Source organism: Kribbella sp. NPDC020701 (assembly GCF_055562215.1).
Window position 1 is genome coordinate 226134 of record NZ_JBVHFT010000004.1, and the last position, 23869, is coordinate 250002.

General features: G+C 68.6%; 22 protein-coding genes. 9 read left to right on the forward strand and 13 right to left on the reverse strand.

Annotation, left to right across the window (positions count from 1 at the left end):
* Positions 1–3: 3 nt before the first annotated feature.
* Positions 4–567, forward strand: coding sequence for a hypothetical protein (locus tag ACZ3HV_RS11265; protein WP_465683205.1), 564 nt, complete (start codon positions 4–6; stop codon positions 565–567).
* Positions 568–704: 137 nt separating this feature from the next.
* Here the strand turns inward: ACZ3HV_RS11265 and ACZ3HV_RS11270 are convergent, their stop codons facing one another.
* Positions 705–1493, reverse strand: a complete 789-nt coding sequence (locus tag ACZ3HV_RS11270; protein WP_465683207.1) for a class I SAM-dependent methyltransferase — start codon at positions 1491–1493, stop codon at positions 705–707.
* A gap of 50 nt (positions 1494–1543) precedes the next feature.
* On the opposite strand from ACZ3HV_RS11270, the gene ACZ3HV_RS11275 reads away from it, so the two are divergent.
* Complete coding sequence (locus tag ACZ3HV_RS11275) at positions 1544–2122, forward strand: TetR/AcrR family transcriptional regulator (protein ID WP_465683208.1); 579 nt, start codon at positions 1544–1546, stop codon at positions 2120–2122.
* Here ACZ3HV_RS11275 and ACZ3HV_RS11280 read toward each other — a convergent pair.
* Together ACZ3HV_RS11280 and ACZ3HV_RS11285 are read right to left on the reverse strand one after the other, a co-directional pair.
* The gene (locus ACZ3HV_RS11280) at positions 2119–3492 is read right to left on the reverse strand and encodes an MFS transporter (protein ID WP_360367562.1); all 1374 of its coding nucleotides are present in this window, start codon (positions 3490–3492) and stop codon (positions 2119–2121) included. The two genes, ACZ3HV_RS11275 and ACZ3HV_RS11280, sit on opposite strands and share 4 nt — an antisense overlap.
* A gap of 54 nt (positions 3493–3546) precedes the next feature.
* Entirely contained in the window at positions 3547–4299 is a 753-nt protein-coding gene (locus ACZ3HV_RS11285) for a glycerophosphodiester phosphodiesterase (RefSeq protein ID WP_465683211.1), read from the reverse strand.
* Positions 4300–4325: 26 nt separating this feature from the next.
* Between ACZ3HV_RS11285 and ACZ3HV_RS11290 the strand changes: the two genes are divergently transcribed.
* Positions 4326–5462 carry an aminotransferase class V-fold PLP-dependent enzyme gene (locus tag ACZ3HV_RS11290; RefSeq protein ID WP_465683213.1) on the forward strand — a complete coding sequence of 379 codons (1137 nt, stop codon included), beginning with the start codon at positions 4326–4328 and terminating at the stop codon, positions 5460–5462.
* On the opposite strand, the gene ACZ3HV_RS11295 is transcribed toward ACZ3HV_RS11290, so the two are convergent.
* The 4 genes from ACZ3HV_RS11295 to ACZ3HV_RS11310 form a co-directional block, all read right to left on the reverse strand.
* Entirely contained in the window at positions 5452–6303 is an 852-nt protein-coding gene (locus ACZ3HV_RS11295; RefSeq protein WP_465683215.1) for a carbohydrate ABC transporter permease, read from the reverse strand. The two genes, ACZ3HV_RS11290 and ACZ3HV_RS11295, sit on opposite strands and share 11 nt — an antisense overlap.
* Positions 6300–7226 (reverse strand): carbohydrate ABC transporter permease, encoded by a 927-nt coding sequence (locus ACZ3HV_RS11300; RefSeq protein ID WP_465683217.1) that lies wholly within the window; start codon positions 7224–7226, stop codon positions 6300–6302. The genes ACZ3HV_RS11295 and ACZ3HV_RS11300 overlap by 4 nt, the downstream gene beginning before the upstream one ends.
* A gap of 6 nt (positions 7227–7232) precedes the next feature.
* Complete coding sequence (locus tag ACZ3HV_RS11305; RefSeq protein WP_465683219.1) at positions 7233–8564, reverse strand: ABC transporter substrate-binding protein; 1332 nt, start codon at positions 8562–8564, stop codon at positions 7233–7235.
* Between the two features lie 76 nt (positions 8565–8640).
* On the reverse strand, positions 8641–11418 hold the full coding sequence (locus ACZ3HV_RS11310) for a family 78 glycoside hydrolase catalytic domain (RefSeq protein ID WP_465683221.1): 2778 nt from the start codon (positions 11416–11418) through the stop codon (positions 8641–8643).
* Between the two features lie 192 nt (positions 11419–11610).
* On the opposite strand from ACZ3HV_RS11310, the gene ACZ3HV_RS11315 reads away from it, so the two are divergent.
* On the forward strand, positions 11611–12561 hold the full coding sequence (locus ACZ3HV_RS11315) for a helix-turn-helix transcriptional regulator (RefSeq protein WP_465683223.1): 951 nt from the start codon (positions 11611–11613) through the stop codon (positions 12559–12561).
* On the opposite strand, the gene ACZ3HV_RS11320 is transcribed toward ACZ3HV_RS11315, so the two are convergent.
* Positions 12459–13178 carry a TetR/AcrR family transcriptional regulator gene (locus ACZ3HV_RS11320; RefSeq protein WP_465683225.1) on the reverse strand — a complete coding sequence of 240 codons (720 nt, stop codon included), beginning with the start codon at positions 13176–13178 and terminating at the stop codon, positions 12459–12461. The two genes, ACZ3HV_RS11315 and ACZ3HV_RS11320, sit on opposite strands and share 103 nt — an antisense overlap.
* Before the next feature lie 82 nt (positions 13179–13260).
* Between ACZ3HV_RS11320 and ACZ3HV_RS11325 the strand changes: the two genes are divergently transcribed.
* Positions 13261–14451, forward strand: coding sequence for an FAD-dependent monooxygenase (locus ACZ3HV_RS11325; RefSeq protein WP_465683227.1), 1191 nt, complete (start codon positions 13261–13263; stop codon positions 14449–14451).
* On the opposite strand, the gene ACZ3HV_RS11330 is transcribed toward ACZ3HV_RS11325, so the two are convergent.
* Positions 14419–14877 (reverse strand): PGPGW domain-containing protein, encoded by a 459-nt coding sequence (locus ACZ3HV_RS11330; RefSeq protein ID WP_465683229.1) that lies wholly within the window; start codon positions 14875–14877, stop codon positions 14419–14421. The two genes, ACZ3HV_RS11325 and ACZ3HV_RS11330, sit on opposite strands and share 33 nt — an antisense overlap.
* Positions 14878–14886: 9 nt before the next feature.
* Positions 14887–17010, reverse strand: a complete 2124-nt coding sequence (locus tag ACZ3HV_RS11335) for a peptidoglycan DD-metalloendopeptidase family protein (protein ID WP_465683231.1) — start codon at positions 17008–17010, stop codon at positions 14887–14889.
* Positions 17011–17244: 234 nt separating this feature from the next.
* Here ACZ3HV_RS11335 and lpdA point away from each other — a divergent pair, with 234 nt between their 5' ends.
* The 3 genes from lpdA (at position 17245) to ACZ3HV_RS11350 (ending at position 19697) form a co-directional block, all read left to right on the forward strand.
* On the forward strand, positions 17245–18642 hold the full coding sequence (lpdA, locus tag ACZ3HV_RS11340) for a dihydrolipoyl dehydrogenase (protein WP_465683233.1): 1398 nt from the start codon (positions 17245–17247) through the stop codon (positions 18640–18642).
* 211 nt (positions 18643–18853) lie between these two features.
* A complete protein-coding gene (locus ACZ3HV_RS11345; RefSeq protein WP_465683235.1) occupies positions 18854–19228 on the forward strand; it encodes a YciI family protein in 375 nt (124 codons plus the stop codon).
* A gap of 190 nt (positions 19229–19418) precedes the next feature.
* Positions 19419–19697 carry a hypothetical protein gene (locus ACZ3HV_RS11350; protein WP_465683237.1) on the forward strand — a complete coding sequence of 93 codons (279 nt, stop codon included), beginning with the start codon at positions 19419–19421 and terminating at the stop codon, positions 19695–19697.
* Here the strand turns inward: ACZ3HV_RS11350 and tsaA are convergent.
* Genes tsaA through ACZ3HV_RS11365 form a run of 3 tightly spaced genes read right to left on the reverse strand, consistent with a single transcriptional unit; the run spans position 19684 to position 22358 of the window.
* Positions 19684–20094, reverse strand: a complete 411-nt coding sequence (tsaA, locus tag ACZ3HV_RS11355; RefSeq protein WP_465683239.1) for a tRNA (N6-threonylcarbamoyladenosine(37)-N6)-methyltransferase TrmO — start codon at positions 20092–20094, stop codon at positions 19684–19686. The genes ACZ3HV_RS11350 and tsaA overlap by 14 nt on opposite strands.
* Positions 20091–20849 (reverse strand): metallophosphoesterase, encoded by a 759-nt coding sequence (locus ACZ3HV_RS11360; protein WP_465683241.1) that lies wholly within the window; start codon positions 20847–20849, stop codon positions 20091–20093. Before ACZ3HV_RS11360 ends, tsaA begins: the two co-directional genes overlap by 4 nt.
* A gap of 9 nt (positions 20850–20858) precedes the next feature.
* Positions 20859–22358 (reverse strand): PstS family phosphate ABC transporter substrate-binding protein, encoded by a 1500-nt coding sequence (locus tag ACZ3HV_RS11365; protein ID WP_465683243.1) that lies wholly within the window; start codon positions 22356–22358, stop codon positions 20859–20861.
* Positions 22359–22479: 121 nt separating this feature from the next.
* On the opposite strand from ACZ3HV_RS11365, the gene ACZ3HV_RS11370 reads away from it, so the two are divergent.
* Positions 22480–23838, forward strand: coding sequence for a dihydrolipoyl dehydrogenase family protein (locus tag ACZ3HV_RS11370; protein ID WP_465683245.1), 1359 nt, complete (start codon positions 22480–22482; stop codon positions 23836–23838).
* Positions 23839–23869 lie beyond the last annotated feature (31 nt).

Consider the following 23869-nt stretch of genomic DNA (forward strand, 5'->3'; position numbering starts at 1 on the left):
CCGATGAGCAACCAGACGCCCGATGATTTCGCCCAGATCGGGTCCGACGAGGAGGTCGACTCGGCGCTGAAGCCGAAGAAGAGCCTCAACCTGCCGCTGGCGACAGCGATCCTGGCCGGCATTGTGGTGCTGGCCGTCGGCTTGGCCGGTGGCGCGGGTCTGCACGCGGCCTTCGCCTCGGACAGTACGTCGAACCAGCCGCAGGCCGGCGGCCGTGGCTTCGGGAACGGGTACGGCGGCTACCGCGGCCAGAACGGCAACGGGCCGGGCCAGGGCCAGCTGCCGGGCGGCGCCGGCGGTCAGGGCGGCGGCGCGGCGATCGGCACGGTGGTCTCGGCGACCGCGACCGAGCTCGTGGTGAAGACGCAGAACGGCAACGTCACGGTCAAGCTCACCGGCAACACGACGTACGAGATCACCTCGAAGGGCACTGCCACCGACCTGAAGGCCGGCGAGCAGGTCGTCGTCAGCGGCCAGAGCGCCGACGGCTCGATCACCGCAACCACGGTCCGCCAAGGCGCGTTCGGAGGCGGCTTCCGCAACCCGGGGGCGACCCCGGCCCGCTAGATGCCGTGCAGGTCGACAGGACGTGTCCAGCGGTCATGCCGGACTCCAGGCGTCCGCGCGCGGCGAGAGCCCGCCAGTGGGCGCATACGTCCTGTCGAGCTGCCCACCCCCAACCGTGCACCCCGGCCGGGCGCACGTCAGTTTCGGGTGGCGGTGAGGGCTACTGCGGTGGAGTTGATGGTGAAGGTGCCACCGACGGCGTCGATCGCGGTCCCGACGTCGCTGAGGATCGCGTCGAGCTTGCCGGCGTCGGCGAGTTGCTTCGCGTTGCCGCCGGTCCGGATCTGGTCGAGCCACTCCTCGCGGGTGTACCGGCGACTCCAGGGGAATCGCGGCCGCTCGACATTCCCGAACGCGCCGGTCGAGTCGAGACCCTCGGCTGCTCGGTCGAGGAACATCTCGTAGGCCCCGAGTGGCGAGGCGGCGACCCGCGGACTCACCCGGGTGTCCGGCAGGGCGTCGCGAAAGATCGCCGCGAACGCCTCGACCAGCTCGGCCGGTGGCTGCAGCACGTACCAGAAGACGGCGAGCCGGCCGCCGGGGCGCAGTACGCCGGCTGCCTTGGCAGCGCCGGCCGTGGGGTCGATCCAGTGCCACGTCATGCCGGCGACGAGCGCGTCGAAGGTCCGGCCGGCCACGTCCCATGACTCGAACGGCGACACCTCGACCTCGACGCCCGTACCGCGGGCGAACTCCGCCATCCGCTCGTCGACATCCACGCCCAGGACGTTGCACCCGGCTGCCTGGAACTGACGTGAGGTGATCCCGGTGCCGCAGCCGACGTCGAGGAAGTCGCGGCCAGGTGCGGATGCGACGACCGCCTCGACCAGAGCCTCCGGATAGCGCGGCCGGGCCCGGTCGTAGAGCTCGGCGCCGGACCCGAAGGACTCGGCCATCTCGCGGTGCTCGTGCGGTAAAGTGGGCATGTGCCCACCATAATGGGCGGGTGCCCACTCGGGTCGAGGGAAGGGTCTGGATGCCGACAGGTGTGGCGCTGCTGGATGCGCGCGAGCAGCTGTTCGACGCGGCCGAGCGGGTCCTGCTCCGGGACGGGCCGGAGGCGCTGACGAGTCGTGCCGTGACGACCGAGGCGGGCTGCGCGAAGGGCGTGCTGCACAAGCACTTCACGGACTTCGACGGCTTCCTGGCCGAGCTGGTGCTCGACCGGATCCGCCGGCTCGACGACCAGGCCGCCGTACTGCGGGATTCGGTCGGCCAGGGGAGTGTCGCCGACAACCTGACCACCATGCTGACGGAGTTGTTCAGCTCGGTCGCGGTGGCGATCGTGAGCCTGACGATCTCGCGGGACGGGCTGCGGGCGCGGCTCCGCCAGGCGGTCCCGACCGGGGTGCCGATCCTCACCGATGCCGGCGGGGTGGTGATCGGCTACCTGACCGCCGAGCGCGATCTCGGCCGGATACCGGCCGGGGCGGACGTCGCCACGTTGGCGCTGACCTTGATCGGCTCCGCGCACATGCTCTTCGCGGACCGCACCGGCGACCGCCCCACGCCGGAGGACGTGCGGAAGCTCGTCGGCTCCGTCGTACCCGGTTAGACGACGGTGGGCTGTGCGTTGCCGGCTTCGGTGATGCCGCGGCGCATATCGACGCGGGAGAGCAGGATCAGGCCGACGACGAAGAACAGGCCGAGGGCGACGATGGCTGGGCGGTAGGAACCGGTGATCTGGTGGACCAGGCCGAAGACCAGCGTGCCGAGCCAGGACGTGCCGCGCTCGCCGGCCTGGTAGAGCGAGAAGTACTCGGCCTCGCGGCCCTTCGGGATCAGCTGGCTGAACGCGGACCGCGACAGCGCCTGGGTGCCACCGAGGACGATGCCGATCGCGACGCCCATGGCCAGGAACGGGACGATCTGGTGGGCGGGCAGCAGGAACCCGGCGATCACGATCACGATCCAGATCACCAGGCCGCCGGAGATCGTCCGGTGCGCGCCGTACCGCTGGGCGAACCGGCCGAACGCCAGCGCCCCGAAGAACGCCACGAACTGCACCAGCAGGATCGTCGCGATCAGGATCTGGGTCTCGAACCCGAGCTGCTTCTCGCCGTACGTCGACGAGACCGAGATGACCGTCTGGATCCCGTCGTTGAAGAACAGGTACGCGATCAGGAACAGCATCGTCATCCGGTAGCTGCGCAGGTGCTTGAGCGTCGCCGACAGCTGCCCGAAGCTCTGCCGCACCAGACTCCCGCTCCGGACTTGGACGACGCTCGTCGGAGGGCGGTCCCGCAGACGCAGGAACGGGAAGAAGGTGAACAGTCCCCACCACAGCCCGGCGCTGAGCAGACTGAGGCGGACCGCTGTGCCCTGACTGACCCCGAGCGCGTCGTGCGCGGTGACGAAGGCGAGGTTGACCAGCAGCAGGATGAACCCGCCGGCGTACCCGAACGCCCAGGCGCGGGACGAGACGGCATCGCGCTGGTCGGGCGGTGCGATGTCGATCAGGATCGAGTCGTACACGACGAGGGACGACCCCAGGCACAGATTGCCGATGAACAGCAGCAGCGCGCCGAGCCCCCAGCGGCCACCGCCGACGAACACCATGCAGCAGGCGGCCAGCGCGCCGGTCCAGGCGAACGCGCACATCAGGAGCTTCTTGCGCGTCAGCCGGTCCGCGATCGCCCCGACCACGGGCAGGAACAGCGCCGACACCAGCGTCGCCACTGTGACGACGTAGAAGGCGAGCGAGCCTGGGGAGATACCCAGCCCCAGGACGTCGAGGTTGGTGTGACACGGCTTGTCCGTGGTCCCGACGTACCCGCAGGCGGCCTGCTCGGCGACCGAGGTCAGGTACGGCGCGAACAGCACCGTGCCGACCGTGGTCACATAGCCGGAATTCGCCCAGTCGTAGAGACTGAAACCCCAGTACTCGCGCTTGTCCACCGACGCCGGGGCGGAAAGAAGTCCCATGCGCGGAAGTGTGTCAGGTCCCGGGGACTTAGCGGCGTGCCCGCGGATAACACTTCAATCCCACTGGCCGCGCTCGATCAGGACGTCGCGGAGCAGGTCGGTGCGGTCGGTGATGATGCCGTCGACCCCGGCGTCGAGCATCCGCCGCATCGCGGCCGGATCGTCCACGGTCCACACGTGCACTTGCTTGCCCCGGGCATGCGCTCGTTTGATCAGCCCCCGCGTGAGCACGCGGAGCGGTCCGTAGCCCTGCGGGATCTGCAGGCACGCCCCGCCCGCCGGCAGCGCGATCGGGAGGAACCGGATCAGCACGATCTCCCACTCGCCGTACCCGGTGCACAGGCGAGGCCCGAGCAGTTTGCGCATCCGCCGGACGCGGGACTGGGAGAAGGACGAGACACAGACCCGGTCGATCGCGCCGGCCGAGCGCAGTACGTCGGCCGCCGGCCGCAGGCCGTTCTCCGCCTTGATGTCGAGGTTGAACCGGATGTCCGGGAAGTGCTCGAGCAGCTCGTCCAGCCGGGGGATGGGCTCGTGGCCGTTGATCTTGGCCTTGCTCACCTCCGACCAGGGCAGCTCGGCGATCACCCCGGTCCGGTCGGTGACCCGGTCCAGCTTGCTGTCGTGGAAGGCGATCACGACGCCGTCGCTGGTGGCGTGCAGGTCCGTCTCGAGGTACCGGTACCCCAGATCCACCGCGTTCTGGAACGCGTGCAGCGAGTTCTCGTAGCCGATGTTGTCCGGGTGCAGCGCGCCGCCCCGGTGAGCCATCGCGATCGGCCCGCCGTGGTCGAGGTAGGGATACACGACAGGAAGTATGTACCGTTTGGGTGGTGACGCTACTCACCCCCCGCCCCGACCTCTGGACCCTCGACCCCGAAGTCCTGCACCTCAACCACGGTTCGTACGGCGCTGTGCCGCGACGGACCCAGGACAGGCTGGCCGCCCTGCGGGCCGAGACCGAGGTGAACCCGATGGCGTGGTTCCGGTCGGTCGCCGGCCAGTTGACCACGAGCCGCCTCGAGCTGGCGTCGTACCTGCGGACCGACCCGGCCGGCTTCGCCCTCGTGCCGAACGCCAGTGCCGGTGTCACGGCCGCGCTCGCCACGCTGCCGATCCGTGCGGGCAGCCGGATCGTCCTGACCAACCACGCGTACGGCGCGGTCCGGTACGCCGCCGAGCGGTTCGGCCGGATCCACCAGGCCGAGGTGGTCGTGGTCGACGTACCGCTGGAGGCCGACGACGAGACCGTCGTTTCCCTGATCGCGGCTGAACTGAAGGATGCCGCCGTACTGATCGTGGACCACATCAGCTCGGGCACCGCTGCCGTGTTCCCGATCGCGGCGCTGGTCGAGGTGTGTCACGACCGCGGTGTCCCGGTCGTGGTCGACGGTGCGCATGCTCCGGCGTTGATCGATGCACCGGCGGCCGACGGCGCCGACTTCTGGACCGGCAACTTCCACAAGTGGCCGGCGTCGCCGCGCGCGACGGCCGGTCTGGTGGTGGCCGAGCAGTGGCGGTCGGCAACGGTTCCGCTGATCGTGTCGTGGTCGGAGTACGACGAGCGCCTGCCGGAGCGGTTCGACATGCAGGGGACGTACGACTACACGCCCTGGATCGCCGCGCCGGAGTCGCTGCGCGTCCTGGCCGAACTCGACTGGCCGGTACGTCGTGCGCAGCTGAGCGCCATGCTGGACGAGGGGGCGAAGCTGGTGGCGAAGGCGCTCGGGACCGGGGTGGCGGAAGTTGCCCACCCCGCCCCGACGATGCGCCTCGTCGAGCTCCCCTCGACCGTGGACCTCAGCGCGGGCGAAGCGATCAAGGAACGCGTGTCACGCGACCTCAAGGCGGAGATCACCCTGACCGGCTTCGACGGCCGGGGCTTCATCCGCCTCTCCGCCCACGCCTACAACTCGCTGCAGGACTACCAGAAACTGTCCGAGCTCCTCCCTGCGGCGCTCACCCCTTGATCGCGCCCGAGGTCATGCCGGCCACGATCTGGCGGTTGAAGAACAGGAACATGATCAGCGGCGGGATCGTGATCAGCAGGATGTCCATGAACAGCAGGTTGTACTGGGTGCTGAACTGACCGGAGAAGTTGTAGAGGGTCAGCTGGACGGTCGCGTTCTTGTCGCCGGGCAGGAAGTACAGCGGATTCACGAAGTCGTTGAACACGTTGACCGACTGGACCACGACGACGGTGATGATGACGGATCTGAGCAGCGGGAAGATGACCCGGAAGAACAACCGCAACGGCCCGGCCCCGTCGATGATCGCGGCCTCGTCGAGCTCCCGCGGGATGGTCGCGACGAACGCCCGGAACAGCAGGATGCAGAACGACAACCCGAACGCGATCTCGATCAGGATCAGCCCCGGCATGGTCCGGAACAGCCCCAGCTTCTGCAGCACCCAGATCGTCGGTACGACGGCCGGCGGGATGATCAGCCCGGACAGCACCAGGAAGTTGATGAAGCCGTTCCACTTGCTCTTGCGGCGTTGCAGCACGAACCCGGCCATCGCCGCCAGCACGACCATGCCGGTCACACTGGCCACGGTCAGGATCGTGCTGTTGATGAAGGCGATCACCAGCATGTAGTCGCGGGCCTGGACCACCTCGATGAAGTTCTGTGCGAAACGGAACTGGTGTGGCCAGGTGAAGTCGAGGTCCGCGGCCTGCGTCCGGTCCTTCACCGCGGCCAGCACCATGAACGCGAACGGGATGACGAACACCACGATCGAGGACACGATCGCGACCGCGCTGAGCAGGTACTTGCGGCCCGGTCTGTGGTTGACAAGCTCGGCGGTGCTCACATGTCCACCTCCTTACGGTTCAGGAACCACGACAGCGGCAGGATGATCGCGGTGACCACCAGGAAGAGGATCACGTTGCCCGCCGTCGACAGGCCGTAGAACCCGGCCTGGTACTGCTTGTAGATCACCGACGAGATCACGTCCGAGGTGAAGCCGGGGCCACCACGCGTCATCGCCCAGATCAGCTCGAACGACCGCAGGCCGCCGATCAGGGACAGGATGATCACGGTGACGGTGGCCGGCTTGCACAGCGGCAGCACGATCCGGCGGAACGTCTCCCACGACCCGGCGCCGTCCACCCGGGCGGCCTCCATGTACTCACGCGGGATCGACACGATGCCGGCGATGTAGATCAGGGTCGCCAGCCCGACGCCCTTCCACACGTCGACGGCGGCGATCGACATCAGCGCCCATTTCGGGTCGGTCAGCCACCCGGGGCCGTTGATGCCGATCACCCCGAGCGCGCCGTTGATGATGCCGCGCTCGGGATTCATCAGCACCTGGAACAGCAGGCCGACGCCGACGGTGCTGACCAGCACCGGGAAGAAGACGACCGACCGCAGATACCCGCGCCCCACGATCTGGGACGTCAGCAGAACGGCGAGCAGCAGGCCGAGCACGACCTTGGAGCCCGACGTCACGACGGCGAAGATCAGCGTGTTGGTGAAACCCTTGACCAGCGCGGGCTCCTGGAAGAACGTGACGAAGTTCTCCAGCCCGATGAACTTCGACTCGAACAGGCTCCACCGGGTCAGGCTGTAGTAGAACGACGCGAACGTCGGAACCAGGAACAGGACGGCATAGATCACCGCGGTCGGCAGGTAGAACCAGAACGAGTACGGCGAGTAGACCTTCCCCCCGGCCGCCGCAGCGGCCGGGGTTGCGTCAGCGCCGGTGCGCGGACGGGCCGAGGTGATGGTCATAAAGCCTCACCAACCCGCGAGCCCGAGCTGCTGGGCCTGCTTCTTGACGTCCTCGTCGTACCGGGCGGCGCCGTCCTTCGCCTTCCGGATGCCGGAGCCGACCTCGACGGTGATCTGCTCCAGCGAGGGGCCCTTGACCGGCGAGAGGAACTCCAGCGCCAGGCTGGACGCGCCCGGCTTGTCGAGGTACGGCTGCATGTCCTTGATCGCCTGCGGTACGTCGTCCGGCAGCGTGCAGCCCTTGACCGCGTACGGACCGGTCGGCGCACCCGCCTCGGACTGGGACTTGCAGCCGTCGGGGCTGGCGACGAAGGCCATGAACTTCTTGGCCGCGTCCAGCTTGTCGCCCTCGGTGGTCTTCGGGATGTACAGACCGCCCGGCGTCCACAGCGTCAGGCCGTTCTTGCTCGCATCGTCACCAGGCAGTGCGAACAGGCCGACGGTCTTGGCCGCGTCCGGGTAGGTGGCGATCATGTTCGCGACCACACCGGACAGGATCGGGTAGTGCGCACCCTTGCCGGTGGCAAGCATCTTGAGGCCGTCCGGCAGCTTCGCCGAAGCGAAGTCCGTGTTCTCGTACCCGGCGTCATGGACGGCCTCGGTGTGCTCGAAACCCTTCAGCGCGGCCGGCGACGTCGCGTACTTCGCCTCGTTCTTGGTGTACTTGTCGGCGAAGTCCGGTTCGGCGGCGGCCACGTTGTGGAAGTCGCCGAGGACGAACAGCTGCGACGTCCAGGTCTCGCCGTAGGTCTGGATCACCGGCGCGACGCCGCCGGCGGCCTTGATCTTGGCGTTGTTGGCCATGAACTCGGCCCAGGTCGTCGGTACCTGCAGCCCGAGCTTGGTGTAGACCGGGATGCTGTAGAGCACCGCGCCGCCCATGAACCCGCCGACGGGTGCGCCGTACACCTGGTCGTCGGCGGTCACGGTCTTCTTGAAGTTGTCGTCCAGGTCGGCGACCCACGGCTCGTCGTTCATCGACAGCAGGTTCTTCTGCGGTGCGATCGCATTGAACAGTGACCCGGTGTTGTAGTTGAACACATCGACCATGTCCCCGGTGGACAACCGGGTCTTGATGATGTTGTCGCCCTCGGTGCCACCGGGACGGGTCTCCACCTTCACGGTGATGGTCGGGTTCTTCGCGTGGAAGTCCTTGGCGAGCTGCTCGGCTTCCTTCACGTCCTGATCCTGATTCGTGGTCAGGTACGTGATCTCGACCGAGCTTCCACCGCCCGCGTCGTCACTGGAACCGAGACTGCCCGCGCTGCACGCGGTCAGGGCGAGCGAGCAGACGGCAATGACGGCCAGTCCTCTCGCGCCTGGGCGGAACGTCATCATGACCTCCAAGGGGATGTTTCTTCAGGGCATCTGCAGCGGGGCGGAATCGGTGCAAAGGTTCAGTTGTGAGCAGGGATCAGTTGTCGAGCAGGGCGTCGAGCTTCGCCTGCAGGGCTTGGGTTGCGGGGGAGAAGTCGCGCCGGCTGATCGCGTCGACCAGCTGGCCGGCCGGCAGGTCGAGGTAGCGCTCCAGCCGCGCGGCCAGCTCGGCGTCGTCGGTGACCACGTCGGCCTCGACAGCCGCGGCCACGAGGGCGTCCCAGCTGGACTCGTGGTCGATGAGCTGCCGGACGGTCGGTTCGGCGGCCAGTCCGGGCGTCTCGCCGGACGGGTCTGTCGCGGTCCATTCGTGCGTGCCGTGCCCGACCTCGACCGGCTCACTCTCACCCGGTACGGCGACCTTCGCCGTCGACCCGACCGGCACGGTCACGCTGAGCCGGATCTCGCCGTCGGACCGGGTCCACTCGACCGCGGCCTCGCCGTACGGCGTGACGTGCTTGGCGGACGCCTTCGTGAGGTGCGAGGTGAAGAGCGGGCGTACGTCGATCGTCCGGTAGCCGGGGTCGGCGGCAGCCAGCCCGGCCACGCGACGATGCAGCCAGTCGGCGACGGCACCGAGGGCGTAGTGGTTGAACGACGTCATCTGGCCGGGGTTGATGCTGCCGTCGGGCAGCATGCTGTCGAAGCGTTCCCAGATCGTCGTCGCGCCCATCGTCACTGCGTACAGCCAAGAGGGGCAGCCTGTCTGTAGCAGAAGGCGGTACGCGAGGTCAGGATGTCCGGAATCGGCCAGCGCGTCCGCGACCAGCGGCGTACCGACGAATCCGGTACTGATCCGGAAGCTCGCCGTCCGGACCAGATCGGCGAGGCGCTCTCCGGCCCGTTGGCGCTGGGTCTCGGTCGGCAACAGTGCCCACTGCAGCGCGAGGGCGTAGTTCGTCGCCGCGTCACTCAAAACCCGTCCGCCCTCGGTGGCGTACTCGCTGGCAAAGGCCTGCCGGACGCGCGCGGCCAGGTCGGCGTACTCACGGGCCAGGTCGGCGTCGCCGACGACCTCGGCGGCCTTGGAGACCACTTCGGCCGAGCGGGCCAGGTGCGCGGTCGCGAGCACGTCCGGGTCCGCCTTCGCGCGGAACGGGTTCTCCGGCGGCGCGGTGGGGTCGAGCCAGTCGCCGAACTGGAAACCGCCGGACCAGAGCAGGTCGCTGCCGGCCAGGTCGGCCATCTTGTCGACCCACGCGCGCATGCTCGGCAGCTGCCGGGCGAGCAGCCCGGCGTCGCCGGTGCGCTCGTAGATCACCCAGGGCACGATCGTTGCCGCGTCACCCCAAGCCGCGGTGGCGGGGGCCTTGTTCTTCAGGACATCCGGTACGACGTACGGCACCGAGCCGTCCTTCTGCTGCTCGGCGGCGAGGTCCGCGAGCCAGTTCGTGAGGAAGCCGGCAGAGTCGAACAGGAAGCTCGCTGTCGGGGAGAAGACCTGGATGTCGCCGGTCCAGCCGAGCCGCTCGTCACGCTGCGGGCAGTCGGTCGGTACGTCGAGGAAGTTGCCGCGCATACCCCAGACGACATTCTCGTGGAACCGGTTCAGCAGGTCGTGCGACGAGTCGAACCAGCCGGTTCGCGTCAGGTCGCTGCCGACCACGATCGCCTCGAGGTCTTCCGTGCGCAGCTCGCTGACGCCGGTGACCTCGGCGTACCGGAAGCCGTGAAAGGTGAGCGGCGAGTCGAGGGTGACCTCGTCGGAGCCGGCCAGGACGTAGGTGTCGGTGGCCTTGGCGGTCCGGAGCGGCCGAACCCCCAGCTCGCCGTTCTCGAGCACCTCCGCGTGCCGCAGGACGATCTGGTCGCCTTCGGCGCCACCACGGACGGTCAGCCGGACCCGGCCGACCAGGTTCTGGCCGAAGTCGACCAGGGTCTTGCCCGACGGCGACGTACTGATCTCGACCGCGGGCAGCACCTCGGTGATACGGACCGGCGGGCCGTCGGGTGCGACGAGCAGGCCGAGGTCGGCGTCGAGGACATCCACCGGCCCGGCTTCGCCCGGCGTACGGCGGAGGTCCGTGCTCTGGCCGTCGTACAGGTCGTCGGCCGTGATCGCGCTCTCGCGGGTGGTCCAGGTGCCGTCGCTGCCGATGGTGTGAAGCCGGCCGTCGGACGTCGTGACCTCGAGCTGGGCGAGGACTGCGAGGCGGGTTCCGTACACCTGGTCCTGGTCCTGGAAGCCGAGCCGCCCGCGATACCAGCCGTTGCCGAGGAGGAACTCCAGCTGGTTCGCGCCGTCCTTGACGAGGCTCGTCACGTCGTAGGTCTGGTAGCGGAGCCGGTACTGGTACGCCGTCCAGCCGGGCGCGAGCTCTTCGTCGCCGACCCGCTCGCCGTTGAGCTCGGGACGGTAGACGCCGTGCGCGGTCGCATAGAGGCGGGCCTTCACGATGCCGGCCGGCAGGTCGGCGACACCGGCGATCAGGGGAGCGGGAGAGCCGAGCGCGTTGTCGCGCGGGCTCACGAACTGCGCGCTCCAATCGGCTGGGTTGAGCAGACCGGCCTCGACGGTCGCGGGCTCACTCCACTCACTCCAGTCGTCGTTGCCGCGGACGCGCACCCGAACCTGCGCGGACTCGCGGGACTCAAGCGGATCGCCCGGCCAGGACACCAGGACCTGGTCGGGGGACTGGACGGTGTAGACCTGCGTCGTGCCCGTGCTGATCTCTACCTCGTACGCCGTCTGCGCGTAGCCGGCGTCCGCGGCCGGGACCTGCCAGGACAACCGTGGCGTCGCGGTGCCGATCCCCAGGACGGGGGCGGCCCGATGCTCGAAGCGGAGAGACGTGGGTGCGGCGAGGTTCGACATGTGACTCCTACCGACGAGTGAAACGATTCATTGGGTGCTCCGACGAAACATCTCGTGCTGTTGCGGATTGATGGCTGCGCCGTTCCAGGGACGTTTCGCCTGTTCCCCAACCCTGCGGCCGGTACTCGTCGAGGACTAGCCCGCAGTGCACTCGTGGTAGCACAAAATGCACCTTGGCCCGTATCGTGAGGCATGGCCGACGAGCCGGTGAGGACCCGCGGGACGGTGCTGCACTTCGTCGAAGGGACGCTGGTGCACGCCGGTCCGCACGTGCACGAGGACTCCCATCCACTGCACACCCACAGCTTCTTCGAGATCGCGCTGGTGACCGGCGGCGAAGGAGTGCACCACAGCCTGGCCGGCCGGCAGCGGCTCCAGGTCGGCGACGCGATCCTGCTGCGTCCGGGGGTCTGGCACGAGTACGAGGAATGCCGTTCGCTCGAGGTCTACAACTGCTGCTTCTCGGCCGATCTGGTCCGCCGCGAATTCGCCTGGGCGCGCGAGGATCCCTTGCTGGGTTACCTGCTGTGGACCGGACCTTTCTCGGCGCAGCGCCGGGGAATGCTGACCACCCATCTCGATCCTGCCGAGCTCAAGGAGGGCATCGGCCATCTCGAGGGATTGCGGCAGTTACGCAACGAGCCGGTGAGCCGGCATCGGGCCGAGGTGATCGGCTGGCTGTCGCTGTACCTGAGTTGTGTCGCGCGGACGGTGGCCGGACGCGACGACCGTAGTGAGCAGACGCATCCCGCCGTACTGGATGCGATGCGGATGATGGAAGCCGACCCGGCGCGGCAGTGGACGCTGACCGAGTTGGCGCACGCTCTGCACCTTGCGCCGGGGTACGTGGTGCGCCTGTTCAAGTCGGTGACCGGGATGCCGCCGATGGCCTACCTGTCGCGGCACCGGGTCGAACTCGCGGCCGATCGGCTGCTGCACACGGACCTGCCGATCAACCGGATCGGCGAGTCGGTCGGCTGGCCGGACCAGAACTATTTCGCCCGCCGCTTCAAGTCCCACTACGGGCTCAGCGCATCGGCCTATCGGCAACGTTTCAATTCGAAGAAGCTCAGTCCTTCCGTCGCGGTGATCAGCAACTCGAGACCGTCCAGGATGCGGTCGAGACCGAACTCGAGGCCCTGATTCTCGCTGCCGGCCGCGGTGCGCATGGCCGCGGTGAGGCTCGGGAAGCGATCACCCTCGGTGCTGAGGATCTCGGCCAGCGACTGGGTGATCTCCTCCTCGGTGAGGCCGACGCTGTGCCCGGGGAAGGTCGTGGACTGCTGGGCGATGTTCCGGACGTGGCTGGTGATGACGAGGATCGAGTCGAGTTGCTCGCCGCCGCGCAGGCCCGAGTCGACCAGGGCTGCGATGCCACGCTCCATCCAGGCCAGCTCGTTCGGCCCGAGCAGACGGCGCCCGATGGTCGACTGCAGGAGCCAGGGGTGGCGGGTGAAGCCCGCGTAGAGATCCATCGCCCACGTGTGCAGCGCCTCGCGCCACAGTAGCGCCGGGTGCTCCGGCGGCGGGCCCATCGCCAGGTCGCTCATCACCGCGATCAGCTCGGTCTTTCCCGGCACGTACCGGTAGAGCGCCATCTTGGTGACCGGCAGCTCGCCGGCGATCCGCTGCATGGAGACCGCGTCGAGCCCCTCCGCGTCGGCGATCCGGATCGCGGCCTCCGCGATCCCGGCCAGGGTGATCGCCGGTTTCGGGCCGCGGCTCGGCACCGGCTGGGTGCCCCAGAGCAGTTCGGTCATCGGCGTCCTTCCGCTTTCGCTTGAACTGTGTCTACCATACACATTACTGTGTCCAGCGGACACAATTACTCAGGAGGAAGCGATGAAGGTTCTGGTATCGGGTGCGAGTGTCGCGGGCCCGTCGGTGGCGCTCTGGCTGGGACGGGCCGGCCACGACGTGACCGTGGTCGAGATCGCGCCGGCGCTCCGGCAGGGTGGGTACGCCGTGGACTTCCGCGGCGAGGTGAACAAGGAGGTCCTGCGGAAGATGGGTGTGCTCGACGACCTACGGGCGCTCCAGACCGGGGGTACCGCGATGCGGTTCGTCGACGAGTCCGGACGGCGGTTGATGCGGTTGCCGATCGAGTTCGCGGGCGGCGAGCTCGAGGTGCTCCGGGCAGACCTGTCCCGGGTGCTGTACGAGCACAGTCGCGACACTGCGGCGTACCGGTTCGGCGACTCGATCGCGAGCCTGCGTGAGCATGCGGGCGGTGTGGACGTGCGGTTCGAGAGCGGCCTGGAGGAGACCTACGATCTGGTCATCGGCGCGGACGGGATGCACTCGGTGGTACGCCGGCTCGCCTGGCCGGCGGAGCGGGTGACCGAGCGTCATCTCGGGTACTACGTCGCCGGGTGGGAGGTCCCGAACACACTCGGCATCACCGGCGACTCGCTGAATTACAACGTGCCAGGGAAGCTGGCGAGTGTGGGAGAGGATCGGCGTGATCCGGCGCTGGCGCAGACCCTGTTCGTGTTCAAATCACCGCAACTGAGCTACAACCGGCGCGACCTGGACGAGCAGAAGGCCATCGTGCGCGAGCACTTCGCGGAGGTCGGCTGGCATGTCCCCACGTTGCTCGATGGGTTGCCGACGGCAACGGAGTTGTACTTCGACTCGATCAGCCGGGTGCACGTGGATCGCTGGTCGCAGGGCCGGCTGGTACTGCTCGGCGACGCTGGGTACGGCGCCACCTTCGGAGCACTCGGCACGGGGACGGCGGTGGTCGGGGCGTACGTCCTGGCGGGGGAGCTGGCGCGGGCGGGCAACGACCATCGAATCGCGTTCGAGCAGTACGAGGCACGCCTGCGCAAGGCGGTCTCGGCCACGCAGGACGGCAGCCGGGCCGGGCAGTTCCTCGCACCGTCCACGCGCTTCGGGATCACCGCGCGGAACCGGATGCTCGACACCCGGTTCTTCCTCAACCAGATGCTGAAGATGGCCCAGAAGATGAGCAACCTGATCGAGCTGCCCGACTACGACTCAGCCGAGCAGCGGGAGCTTGCGCAGGAATGACTCCCAGGGGTCCGGGAACCAGCCCGGCACCCCGAGGACGGCGAGGTAAAGCCAGATCGCGACGATCACACAGAGGAACAGTGCGACTGTGCCGAGTGCCTTCAACCAGGCGGGCTGTTTGCCGGTCCAGGCGGTGAGGGCCTTGACCCAGTCCTTCACTTTGTAGAGCAGGCGCTGGGCCCACTCGAACTCGCTGGACAGCACTGCGAGGCCCGCGATGAACAAGGGGATGCCACCCGGACCCGGCAGCCAGCCGGTCAACGGTGCGGCGATGATCAGCAGGCCACCGACCACCCCAACCCCGATCCGGTAGAACAGGAGCTTCTTCGGGTTCTCCCGGATCCGCCGCCGCCACTCCCACCGGTCGTCTTTCGCGTCCAGGGTGATGTTGTGATCAGTGCGGTCGGGAGTCTCTTGCTCGGCCACGAACCAAGCCTACGCGGTGGCAGGGTTGCCGAACTCCCAATGCCACGGTTCCTCGCGGTTGCCGCCCTGATCCGCCCACGCCGGATGGACCCAGCCGAAGGTGTCGGCGTGGGACTTCATCCACTGGTACTGCGCCGTGCCGTACTTGTCGATGCCACCGCACAAGTCGACCGCGACACCCCAGCCGTGGTTCGACGTCCCCGGAAGGGCGGCGAGGGACGGCTTGCGCGCGTACAGGTCGACCTGGGAGGAGTACGAGCGGTACGAGTCGGTGATGCAGAGCGTCCTGCCGAACTGGGCGCGGTAAGCGGTCGCCAGTCGCAGGTACGCCGCCGCGGCGTCGCACCGGAGCCGGTGGCCGGACCCGATCGCGCACAGCTTGCTCGCCGGGATCATGCCGTTGCTGTAACCGCCCCACCCGACACTCGCCGAGCCGGTGGCCAGGAACGGCATCGGGTTGACCGGGTCACCGCCGAGGTGCACCTCGAAGTGCAGGTGCGGTCCGGTCGAGTTGCCTTCGGTGCCGACGGCCCCGATCCGCTGGCCGGCGGTCACCTGCTGGCCGTCGGCGACGTCGATCCGGCTGAGATGTGCGTAGAGCGTCTCCAGGCCGTTGCCGTGGTCGATGCGGACCAGGTTCCCGGCCCAGGCCGGGTGCTCGACCCGGACGACACCCGAGGTCACCGCGCGGACCGACGTACCGACGGCGGCCGGGAAGTCCTGGCCGGTGTGGAAGCCCGTCGCCCACATCGATCCGGCCTGACCGAACGCCGTACCGATCTCGAAGGTCCCGTCGGCCAGCGGCCAGGTCCAGGCGCCGGAGCCGACGTTGACCGACGTTGCCGTGTTGCCGCAGCGGAACGCGACGGCGTCGGAGGTTGCGGTGGGGGCGACCTGCGGCTTGGCCGGTGCGCCGAGCGTCGGGCGCAGAGCGGCGTACAGGTTGTCCGGGACGGTGGTGACGACGACCGAGCCCTTCGCCTCGTCCGCGGCGATCATCTCGCCGTTGTCGAGGGCGACGCCGATGTGGACGAGTCCGAGCGATTTGCTGCCCATCACGAGCAGGTCGCCTGGCTGGATCTGGGTCGTCGGCACAGCCTGGTAGTCGGGGTAGACCTTGCCGACCAGGTTGGGGAGCGTCGTGTAGGGCTGCCACGCGACCCGCGCGGCACCGAGGCAGCCGTACTTGTCCGGGCCGGTCGCGGCCACGCCGTACGGCTTGCCGAGGAGGCTGAAGGCCTGGTTGACCGCGCGGATCGTCTCGGCGGACAGCACTCGGACGGTCCGGCCGCCGTCGACCACGCTCGCGACGCCGGCGACCGAGGCGCCGCGGCGAGTCAGCGGCTGCAGGCCGGCCGGAAGCTTGGCAGGGTTCTTCAGTACGGCGGCCGCCGGGGGTTTGACCTTCGCGGCCGCGAGCTCGGTCAGGTAGGTCTGCCAGCGGATGAGGGCCTGCTGGTTGCGGGCGAGCTGCAACTGCTTGGACAGCTCGGACGCGCCATCGAGGTCCGCGACCTGTCCTTCCATCGCGGCCGCGGCGAAGGCGGCCTTCTGCTGCACCTGCAGGCTGAGCTCCTTGGCCTTGCCCGCGGCCTCGTTCGCGGCCGCCCGCTTGCCTGCGGCGTCCGCGGTCAGCCGGTTGGACTCGGCTTCGGCCGCCATCGCGGTCCGGTACTGCGCGACCTGAGTGCTGCCGAGTTGGGTGATGGCGGTCTGCCGGTCGGCGATCTCCTGCAGGTTCTCCGCGATCGGTGCCAGCGACCACAGCATCGACTCCGTGCCGAGCACGGTCGGGATGCCCATTTGGTAGGCCTGTGCGGTCAGCAGTCCGAGGTGGCGACGCTCCGTGTCCGCCCTGCTCTTGGACACGGTCGCGCTGGCTTCCGCATTCTTCGCGGCGGCTTCGGCGGTCTGCGCGGCCTTGAGCGCGTTCGTGTAGGCGATGGTCGCCTTGGCGAAGTCGGCCTGGACGGCGGCGGCCTCGGCCTGGAGCTGCTCGAGTGAGCGGTTCACGTCCGTGACGGACGCGGGTGGGGGAGGTGTCGGGTCATCGGCGTACGCCGGCAGCGCTACCGCCGCCAGCAGTGTGCCGAGTGCCGCCAATCGCAGCCCCCGACGGCTCCCCAGCACCATCAGGCCCCCATTCGTCTCGCCTCACGCGCGCGGAGGGAGACGGCCCCCGCGCGTGCCCAGCGTAGGCGGCGAACGGTCCTGACGGAACCCGGGTGAACGGACTGTAACCGCACAGGGCGCGGAGCGGCCGTGAACACTGCCCGATCGGGACGTTCCAGTGACCCCGGTCACGCCTGCGGGCGAGCGTCGTACCAGTGGTCCGATCGGCTGGTGCGACCCACTAAAGTTCACACCATGGCCTCGCACTTTGACGTTGTTGTCCTCGGCGCGGGTCCGGGTGGGTACGTCGCGGCGATCCGCGCTGCCCAGCTCGGCCTCAAGACCGCCATCATCGAGAAGAAGTACTGGGGCGGTGTCTGCCTGAACGTAGGCTGTATCCCGTCCAAGGCGCTGCTGCGCAACGCCGAGCTGGCGCACATCTTCCGGGCGGAGGCGAAGACCTTCGGTATCAGCGGCGAGGTCAGCTTCGACTTCCCGACCGCGGTGCAGCGCAGCCGCAAGGTCGCGGACGGCCGGGTCAAGGGCGTCCACTTCCTGATGAAGAAGAACAACATCACCGAGTTCGACGGCTGGGGCTCGTTCACCGACGCCAACACACTCGATGTGACGCTGAACGACGGTTCCTCGGAGACCGTCACCTTCGGCAGCTGCATCCTCGCCACCGGCGCGACCACCAAGCTGCTGCCGGGCACGCAGCTGAGCGAGCGCGTGGTGACGTACGAGGAGCAGATCCTCACCGAGGAGCTGCCGGGCTCGATGGTGATCGCCGGCGCCGGTGCGATCGGTGTCGAGTTCGCCTACGTGCTGGCGAACTACGGCGTGAAGGTGACCATCGTCGAGTTCCTGGACCGGGTCGTCCCGCTCGAGGACCCGGAGGTGTCGAAGGAGCTGGCCCGGGCGTACAAGAAGCTCGGCATCGATCTGCTGACCTCGACCCGGGTCGACTCGATCGACGACTCCGGCTCGCAGGTCAAGGTGACGGTGACCGGCAAGGACGGCGTACAGCAGACGATCGAGGCCGACAAGGTGCTGCAGGCGATCGGCTTCCAGCCGCGCGTCGACGGCTACGGCCTGGACAAGATCGGCGTCGAGCTGACCGAGCGCGGCGCGATCGGCATCGACGGCTACTGCCGGACCAACGTGCCGAACATCTTCGCCATCGGTGACGTGACCGCGAAGCTGATGCTCGCGCACGCGGCCGAGGCGATGGGCGTGGTCGCGGCCGAGACGATCGCCGGGCACGAGACGATGGAGCTCGACTACGCGATGATCCCGCGGGCGACGTTCTGCCAGCCGCAGATCGCCAGCTTCGGGTACACCGAGGAGGAGGCCCGCAAGCTCGGCCACGACGTCAAGGTCGCCAAGTTCCCGTTCACCGCGAACGGCAAGGCGCACGGCCTCGGCGACCCGACCGGCTTCGTCAAGGTGATCAGCGACAGCAAGTACGGCGAACTGCTCGGCGCGCACCTGATCGGCCCCGAGGTCACCGAGCTCCTCCCCGAGCTCACCCTGGCCCAGAAGTGGGACCTCACCACCAAGGAACTGGCCCGCAACGTCCACGCCCACCCGACCCTGAGCGAGGCCCTCCAAGAGGCCTTCCACGGCCTCGAAGGCCACATGATCAACTTCTGATCAGGCGTATCCGGACCACGCTCGACGGTCCTCGGAACGGCGGCAGACGAGGGATCTCGCCACTCGGCGGTTCTCATCGTCTGCCGCCGTTTTCGGTGGCGGCGGAGATTCCGTGAGAATTTCTTCTGGCATAGCGTCGGATCCGGGACGAGTCGTTCGTAGAACAGGCGAGAGGCGGTCTGAGGGGCCGCCGGGACAAGGGAGTCATGGGATGCCGGAGTACTTGATCTCGTTCAATGACGGTGCGATGGACCACATCCCCGCCGAGGATTGGCCGGACGTGGGCAAGGCCTCGCACGAGGTGGTCGAGGAGGCCGTGAACGCCGGCGTGTGGGTGTACGGCGGCGGGCTCGAGAGGCAGCGGGCGAGTGTCGTAGCCACGGACGGGATGGTCACCGACGGGCCTTACCCGGAGACCAAGGAGGTCATCGGCGGGTTCTCGGTTGTCGACGTGGCCACACGGGAGGAGGCGCTGGCGTGGGCTGCCAAGATCGCCGCCGCTTGCCGCTGCGCGCAAGAGGTGCGGGAGCTCATGCCCGACCCCGAAACAGACGCGATGCTCCGCCGGGCCGACAGGCGCGGGTGACATCCCGACGTCGTCAGCTGTGGTGGGTGATGCCGGCCCCGGCCGCGACCCGAGATCCTGGACCTTTCCCACGGTGAGCCGCTGATCCTGGGACCCAGGTCCCTGTGATAGGGGACTTTCGGCCGGGGTGGTGGAGGGGTGTCGGCTGATGAACTTCAGTGGGCGGGATTTCCAACTGAGGGCGGGACGAATGACATCGTGCGACCAGTACGAGCCGGACAGCACCCACGAGCTGCACGCGGATGTGGAGACCTACCACCAGGGCGGCACGTGGTACACGCGGCGTTGTGACAGTACGGAGCCGTTCGCCTCCGGGGCGAGCCGGCTGCGGCTGATCGCGATCGGAGTCGAGGTCGCCCGATGGAACGGGCTGCGGCACCTGATCAGGGACGCCGACGGCACGATCGCGGAGGTCAACACCTACCTCACCGGCCCCTACCCGAGCCGGTCTCCGATCAGCGGTCGGTGACGTCCCCGAGCACAGGCTTGACGTCGACGATCGGGGTGTTGTCGAGAGCTTCGAGGTTGTTCACGAGCAGGCGCAGATCGTCGACGGCGAGCACGGTGACCCGGTGCAGGCCGAGCGGGTTGGGGCGGTCGGGGGATCGGGTGCTGAAGACGCCGGTCGGTGGCCGGGTGCGGTCGCCGCGCGGGTGCACCGTGAGGACGTCGCGATCGGCCCGATCGAACCAGCTGACCAGGATGATCTCGTCACCGGCCGCGAGGTCGGCGAGAGCGGCGCGGACAGACTCGTCGAAAACGACCCACGCGTCCGGGGCGCCTTCGTCGCCTTGCCGTGGCGCGTCGGCTCGGCTGGCCAACGGGGACTCGACCCGACCGAGGACCCGCAGGGCGAGATCGGTCATCGGACCGGGTAGCGGTAGACGGTTTGGAGGGGCTCGCCGGCTACGTGGACGTGGAGGGCGAAGCCGGGGTGGGCGGTGGGGTCGACCAGGGTGCCGGCCGCGGTGGCGGGCTCGAAGGGGAGCGGCACTGAGGACCGGATGCCAGGGGCGACGCGCAGCGGGATCCCCGCGAACGTCGCCGAGATGGCGTTGTGGACGTGACCGGCGAACAGCGCGGTCACCGGCTTGCCCTCGAGGACCGCCGCGAACGGCTCCCGGGTGCGGAGCATCCATTGATCCATCGTGGGGTGATGGAGGTTGAACGGCGGCTGGTGGAACGCGACGAACAGCGGTCCGTCGACGGGCTCCCGCAGTACGCCGTCCAGCCAGGCCAGCGACTCGTCAGGCAGCAGGCCGTGGTTCTCACCGGGAACGGTCGTGTCGAGCAGGACGAACCGTGCCTCGCCGACGTCCCGAACCTGGTGCACCGGATGGCCTTCGCCGGCCGCGTCGACGAATGACGCCAGCCCGGATCGCAGGGGGGCACTCACATCGTGGTTGCCGGGGAGCACGAGCACCGGCACGTCCAGCTTGAGCTCCGCCGCCAGTTCGGCGTACTCCTCTTCCAGCGCGTGATCGGCCAGGTCGCCGGTGACCAGTACGACGTCGACCGGACGCCGGAAGTCGCGGAGGTACGACGTGATCCGCCGGAGCCGGCCGCGCGCCTCCTCCGAGCCGTCGAGATGCGGGTCACTCAGGTGCGCGATGACGTACATGCGTGCACCTTAACCACAGAACCCGGTCGGGAGATCGCCACACGGGACCAAGCCGCTGCGCTCGAGCACCGGCCGGGCCGGCGACGACCGCAGGTAGTCCAGGAACGCCGCGGTCAGCGAGCCGGCCTCCGGCACCTGGTAGGTGTACGCGTGCTCGACTTCCCAGAACTTGTACGACCCCGACGCCACCTTCGACGGATCGGGTACGACGTTGTCGACCGTCGCGACCGCGATCTCCGGGAACTTGCGGGCACCACCGAGCTCGGCGTACCCGATCGCGCCGTCGATCTCGTTGACCCGGGTGAGCAACTCCTCCGTCGTACCGACCTCGCAGCGGTGGTACTTGGCGATCGCATCGTCGTCGCGCCGGCAGTCGTCGGAGGAGATCCCGAGCTCCTGATCACCGCCGAGCACCTTCTCCCGGAACACCCGCCGCGATCCCGAGTCCGGTCCGACCCGGCTCACCATCCGGATCGGCAGATCCCGGCCGCCGACTTGCTTCCAGTTGGTGATCTTCCCGCTGTAGATCTCGCGCAACTGCGTCGTACTCAGCGCCGTGACGTCGGCCGCCCGGTTCAGCACCACGGCGAACACGACGACCGCGACGGGTTCGCCGCGCAGGTTGGGTGCGTCCTCGGCCGGCCCGTCCGACATCGCGATGACCTTGTCCGCGGCCTTCGCGTCCATCTCGTTCAGGCTGCGAACCCCGCTGCGGCTGCCGTTCGCGGCGATGGTGATGTCGGCGTGCGTGCACTCGGCCGCGTACGCCGTCCGCAGCTCCCGCATGGTCGGCTCCACCGCCGTCGAGCCGATCACCCGCAGCTGACCTGACACGCAGTCGTCCGGCGGCTGAAAGACGTCGACCAGGAAGAACGCGACCAGCGCACCGACCAGCACGAGCGACAGCGCACCGAACATCAACGTACGCCGACCTGGGCCGCGCGGCCGCGGTTCGTGATAGACCCCGCCACCGGTCGACCCGCCGGCCAGATAGCCCGAGTGGCCGACGCCCTTGCCGGTCCCGGACAGCACGAGCAGGAACTTGAAGTGGTCGCCGCGGTTGATCGCGATCCGGGGCAGCACCAGCTTGCTGGTGTCGACGAAGTTGGCCGGGACCATCCGGCGCTGCAGCATCTCGCCGAGCGACTTCGGGTGCGCCTCGGTCACCTTCAGCCCGACGATCTTGCGGTCCGGGAAGGCGAACGACACCTTCTCGTGCATGTCGTGCGGGTCGATGTCCATCCCGCCGGCGTTGTCCAGCCGGAGCAGCACGATGCTCGGGTCCTCGACCACGGCACCCTGGTGCCGCACCTCGACGTCGACCATCCGCTGGGTCTTGTCCTGGCTCGGATACACCCCCATCTGGGCGTCCACCTGGACCCGGTAGACGAGCCGCTTGCGGCGCAGCACGTACCGGTCGAGCAGCCAGGCGACGGCCGTACCGATCAGGGCGACGGCGGCGATGACGGTTTCGAGATTGATGCTGCCGAAACCCGAGAAATCGAACAACTGCGATCCCCACTTCTCTGAGCCCCGACCGTAGCCCGGCGCGGTGAACGGACGCTTACCGCGCGATGACACGCAGGCTCAGCGCTTGGCCGGTCCCGGCCGGTCTGCGAGATTGGGCGGCATGGCTGACAACGTGGATGTGGTCGTGATCGGGGTGGGCGTCGGTGGCGAGGAGACGACCGGCCGGCTGGCGCAGGCGGGGCTGCGGGTGGTCGGTATCGAGTCCCGGCTGGTCGGCGGCGAATGTCCGTACTACGGGTGCATCCCGAGCAAGATGATGATCCGGGCCGGGAACCTGCTCGCCGAGACCCGTCGCGTCGACGGCATGGCCGGTACGGCGACGGTCGAACCGGACTGGGCTCCGGTGGCCAAGCGCATCCGCGAGGAGGCCACCGACACCTGGAACGACAAGGTTGCGGTCGACCGGCTGGTGAACAAGGGCGCCACGATCATCAAGGACCGCGCCACGATCACCGGGCCGTCCACGGTCCGGGCCGGCGACCGCGAGTACGAAGCATCACGCGGTCTGGTGATCGCGACCGGCACGATCCCGGCGATCCCGCCGATCGAGGGCCTCGCGGGTACGCCGTACTGGACGAACCGGGAGGCGATCGAGGCGGACACGCTGCCGGCGTCGCTCGTGGTCCTCGGCGGCGGGGCGATCGGGATGGAACTGGCCCAGGTGTTCGCCCGGTTCGGGACGCGGGTGACCGTGGTCGAGGGCGCGGCCGAGGTGTTGTCGATGGAGGAGCCGGAGTCCGGCGTACTGGCCCGTGAGGCGCTGGAGCGCGACGGCGTCACCTTCTTCACCGGGGCACGGGCCCAGCGGGTCGGGTACTCCGGTGCCACGTTCACGGTCACGCTCGCCGACGGATCCTCGGTCAGCGGCGAAAAGTTGCTGGTGGCAACGGGACGCCGGATCGCGACCGACGAGCTCGGCCTCGACAAGCTCGGGCTCGACCCGAAGGCCCGCCGGATCGAGGTGGACGAGCACGTCCGGGCGGGGGACAAGGTGTGGGCGATCGGCGACGTCACCGGCGTCGGGGTGTTCACCCACAACGCGATGTACCAGGCCGACATCGCGGTCCGCGACATCCTCCAGGAGCCGGACGCGCCGACCGCCAGCTATCACGCCATGCCGCGGGTCACCTTCACCGATCCAGAGATCGGCGCGGTCGGGATGACCGAGAAGCAGGCCCGGGAGGCGGGGCTGGACGTCCGCACCGCCTTGACCCAGATCCCGGCCTCGACCCGCGGCTGGATCCACAAGGCCGGCAACGAGGGCTTCATCAAGCTGATCGCCGACAACGAGCGCGGCATCCTGGTCGGCGCGACCAGCGCCGGCCCGACCGGTGGCGAGGTGCTCAGCTCGCTGTCGGTCGCGGTGCACGCGCGGGTTCCTGTGCACTCTCTGCAACAGATGATCTACGCCTACCCGACGTTCCACCGGGCGATCGGGGCCGCCGTGCACGAGTTATGAGATCGCTTGTTGCGAATGGGTCGCAACTAGA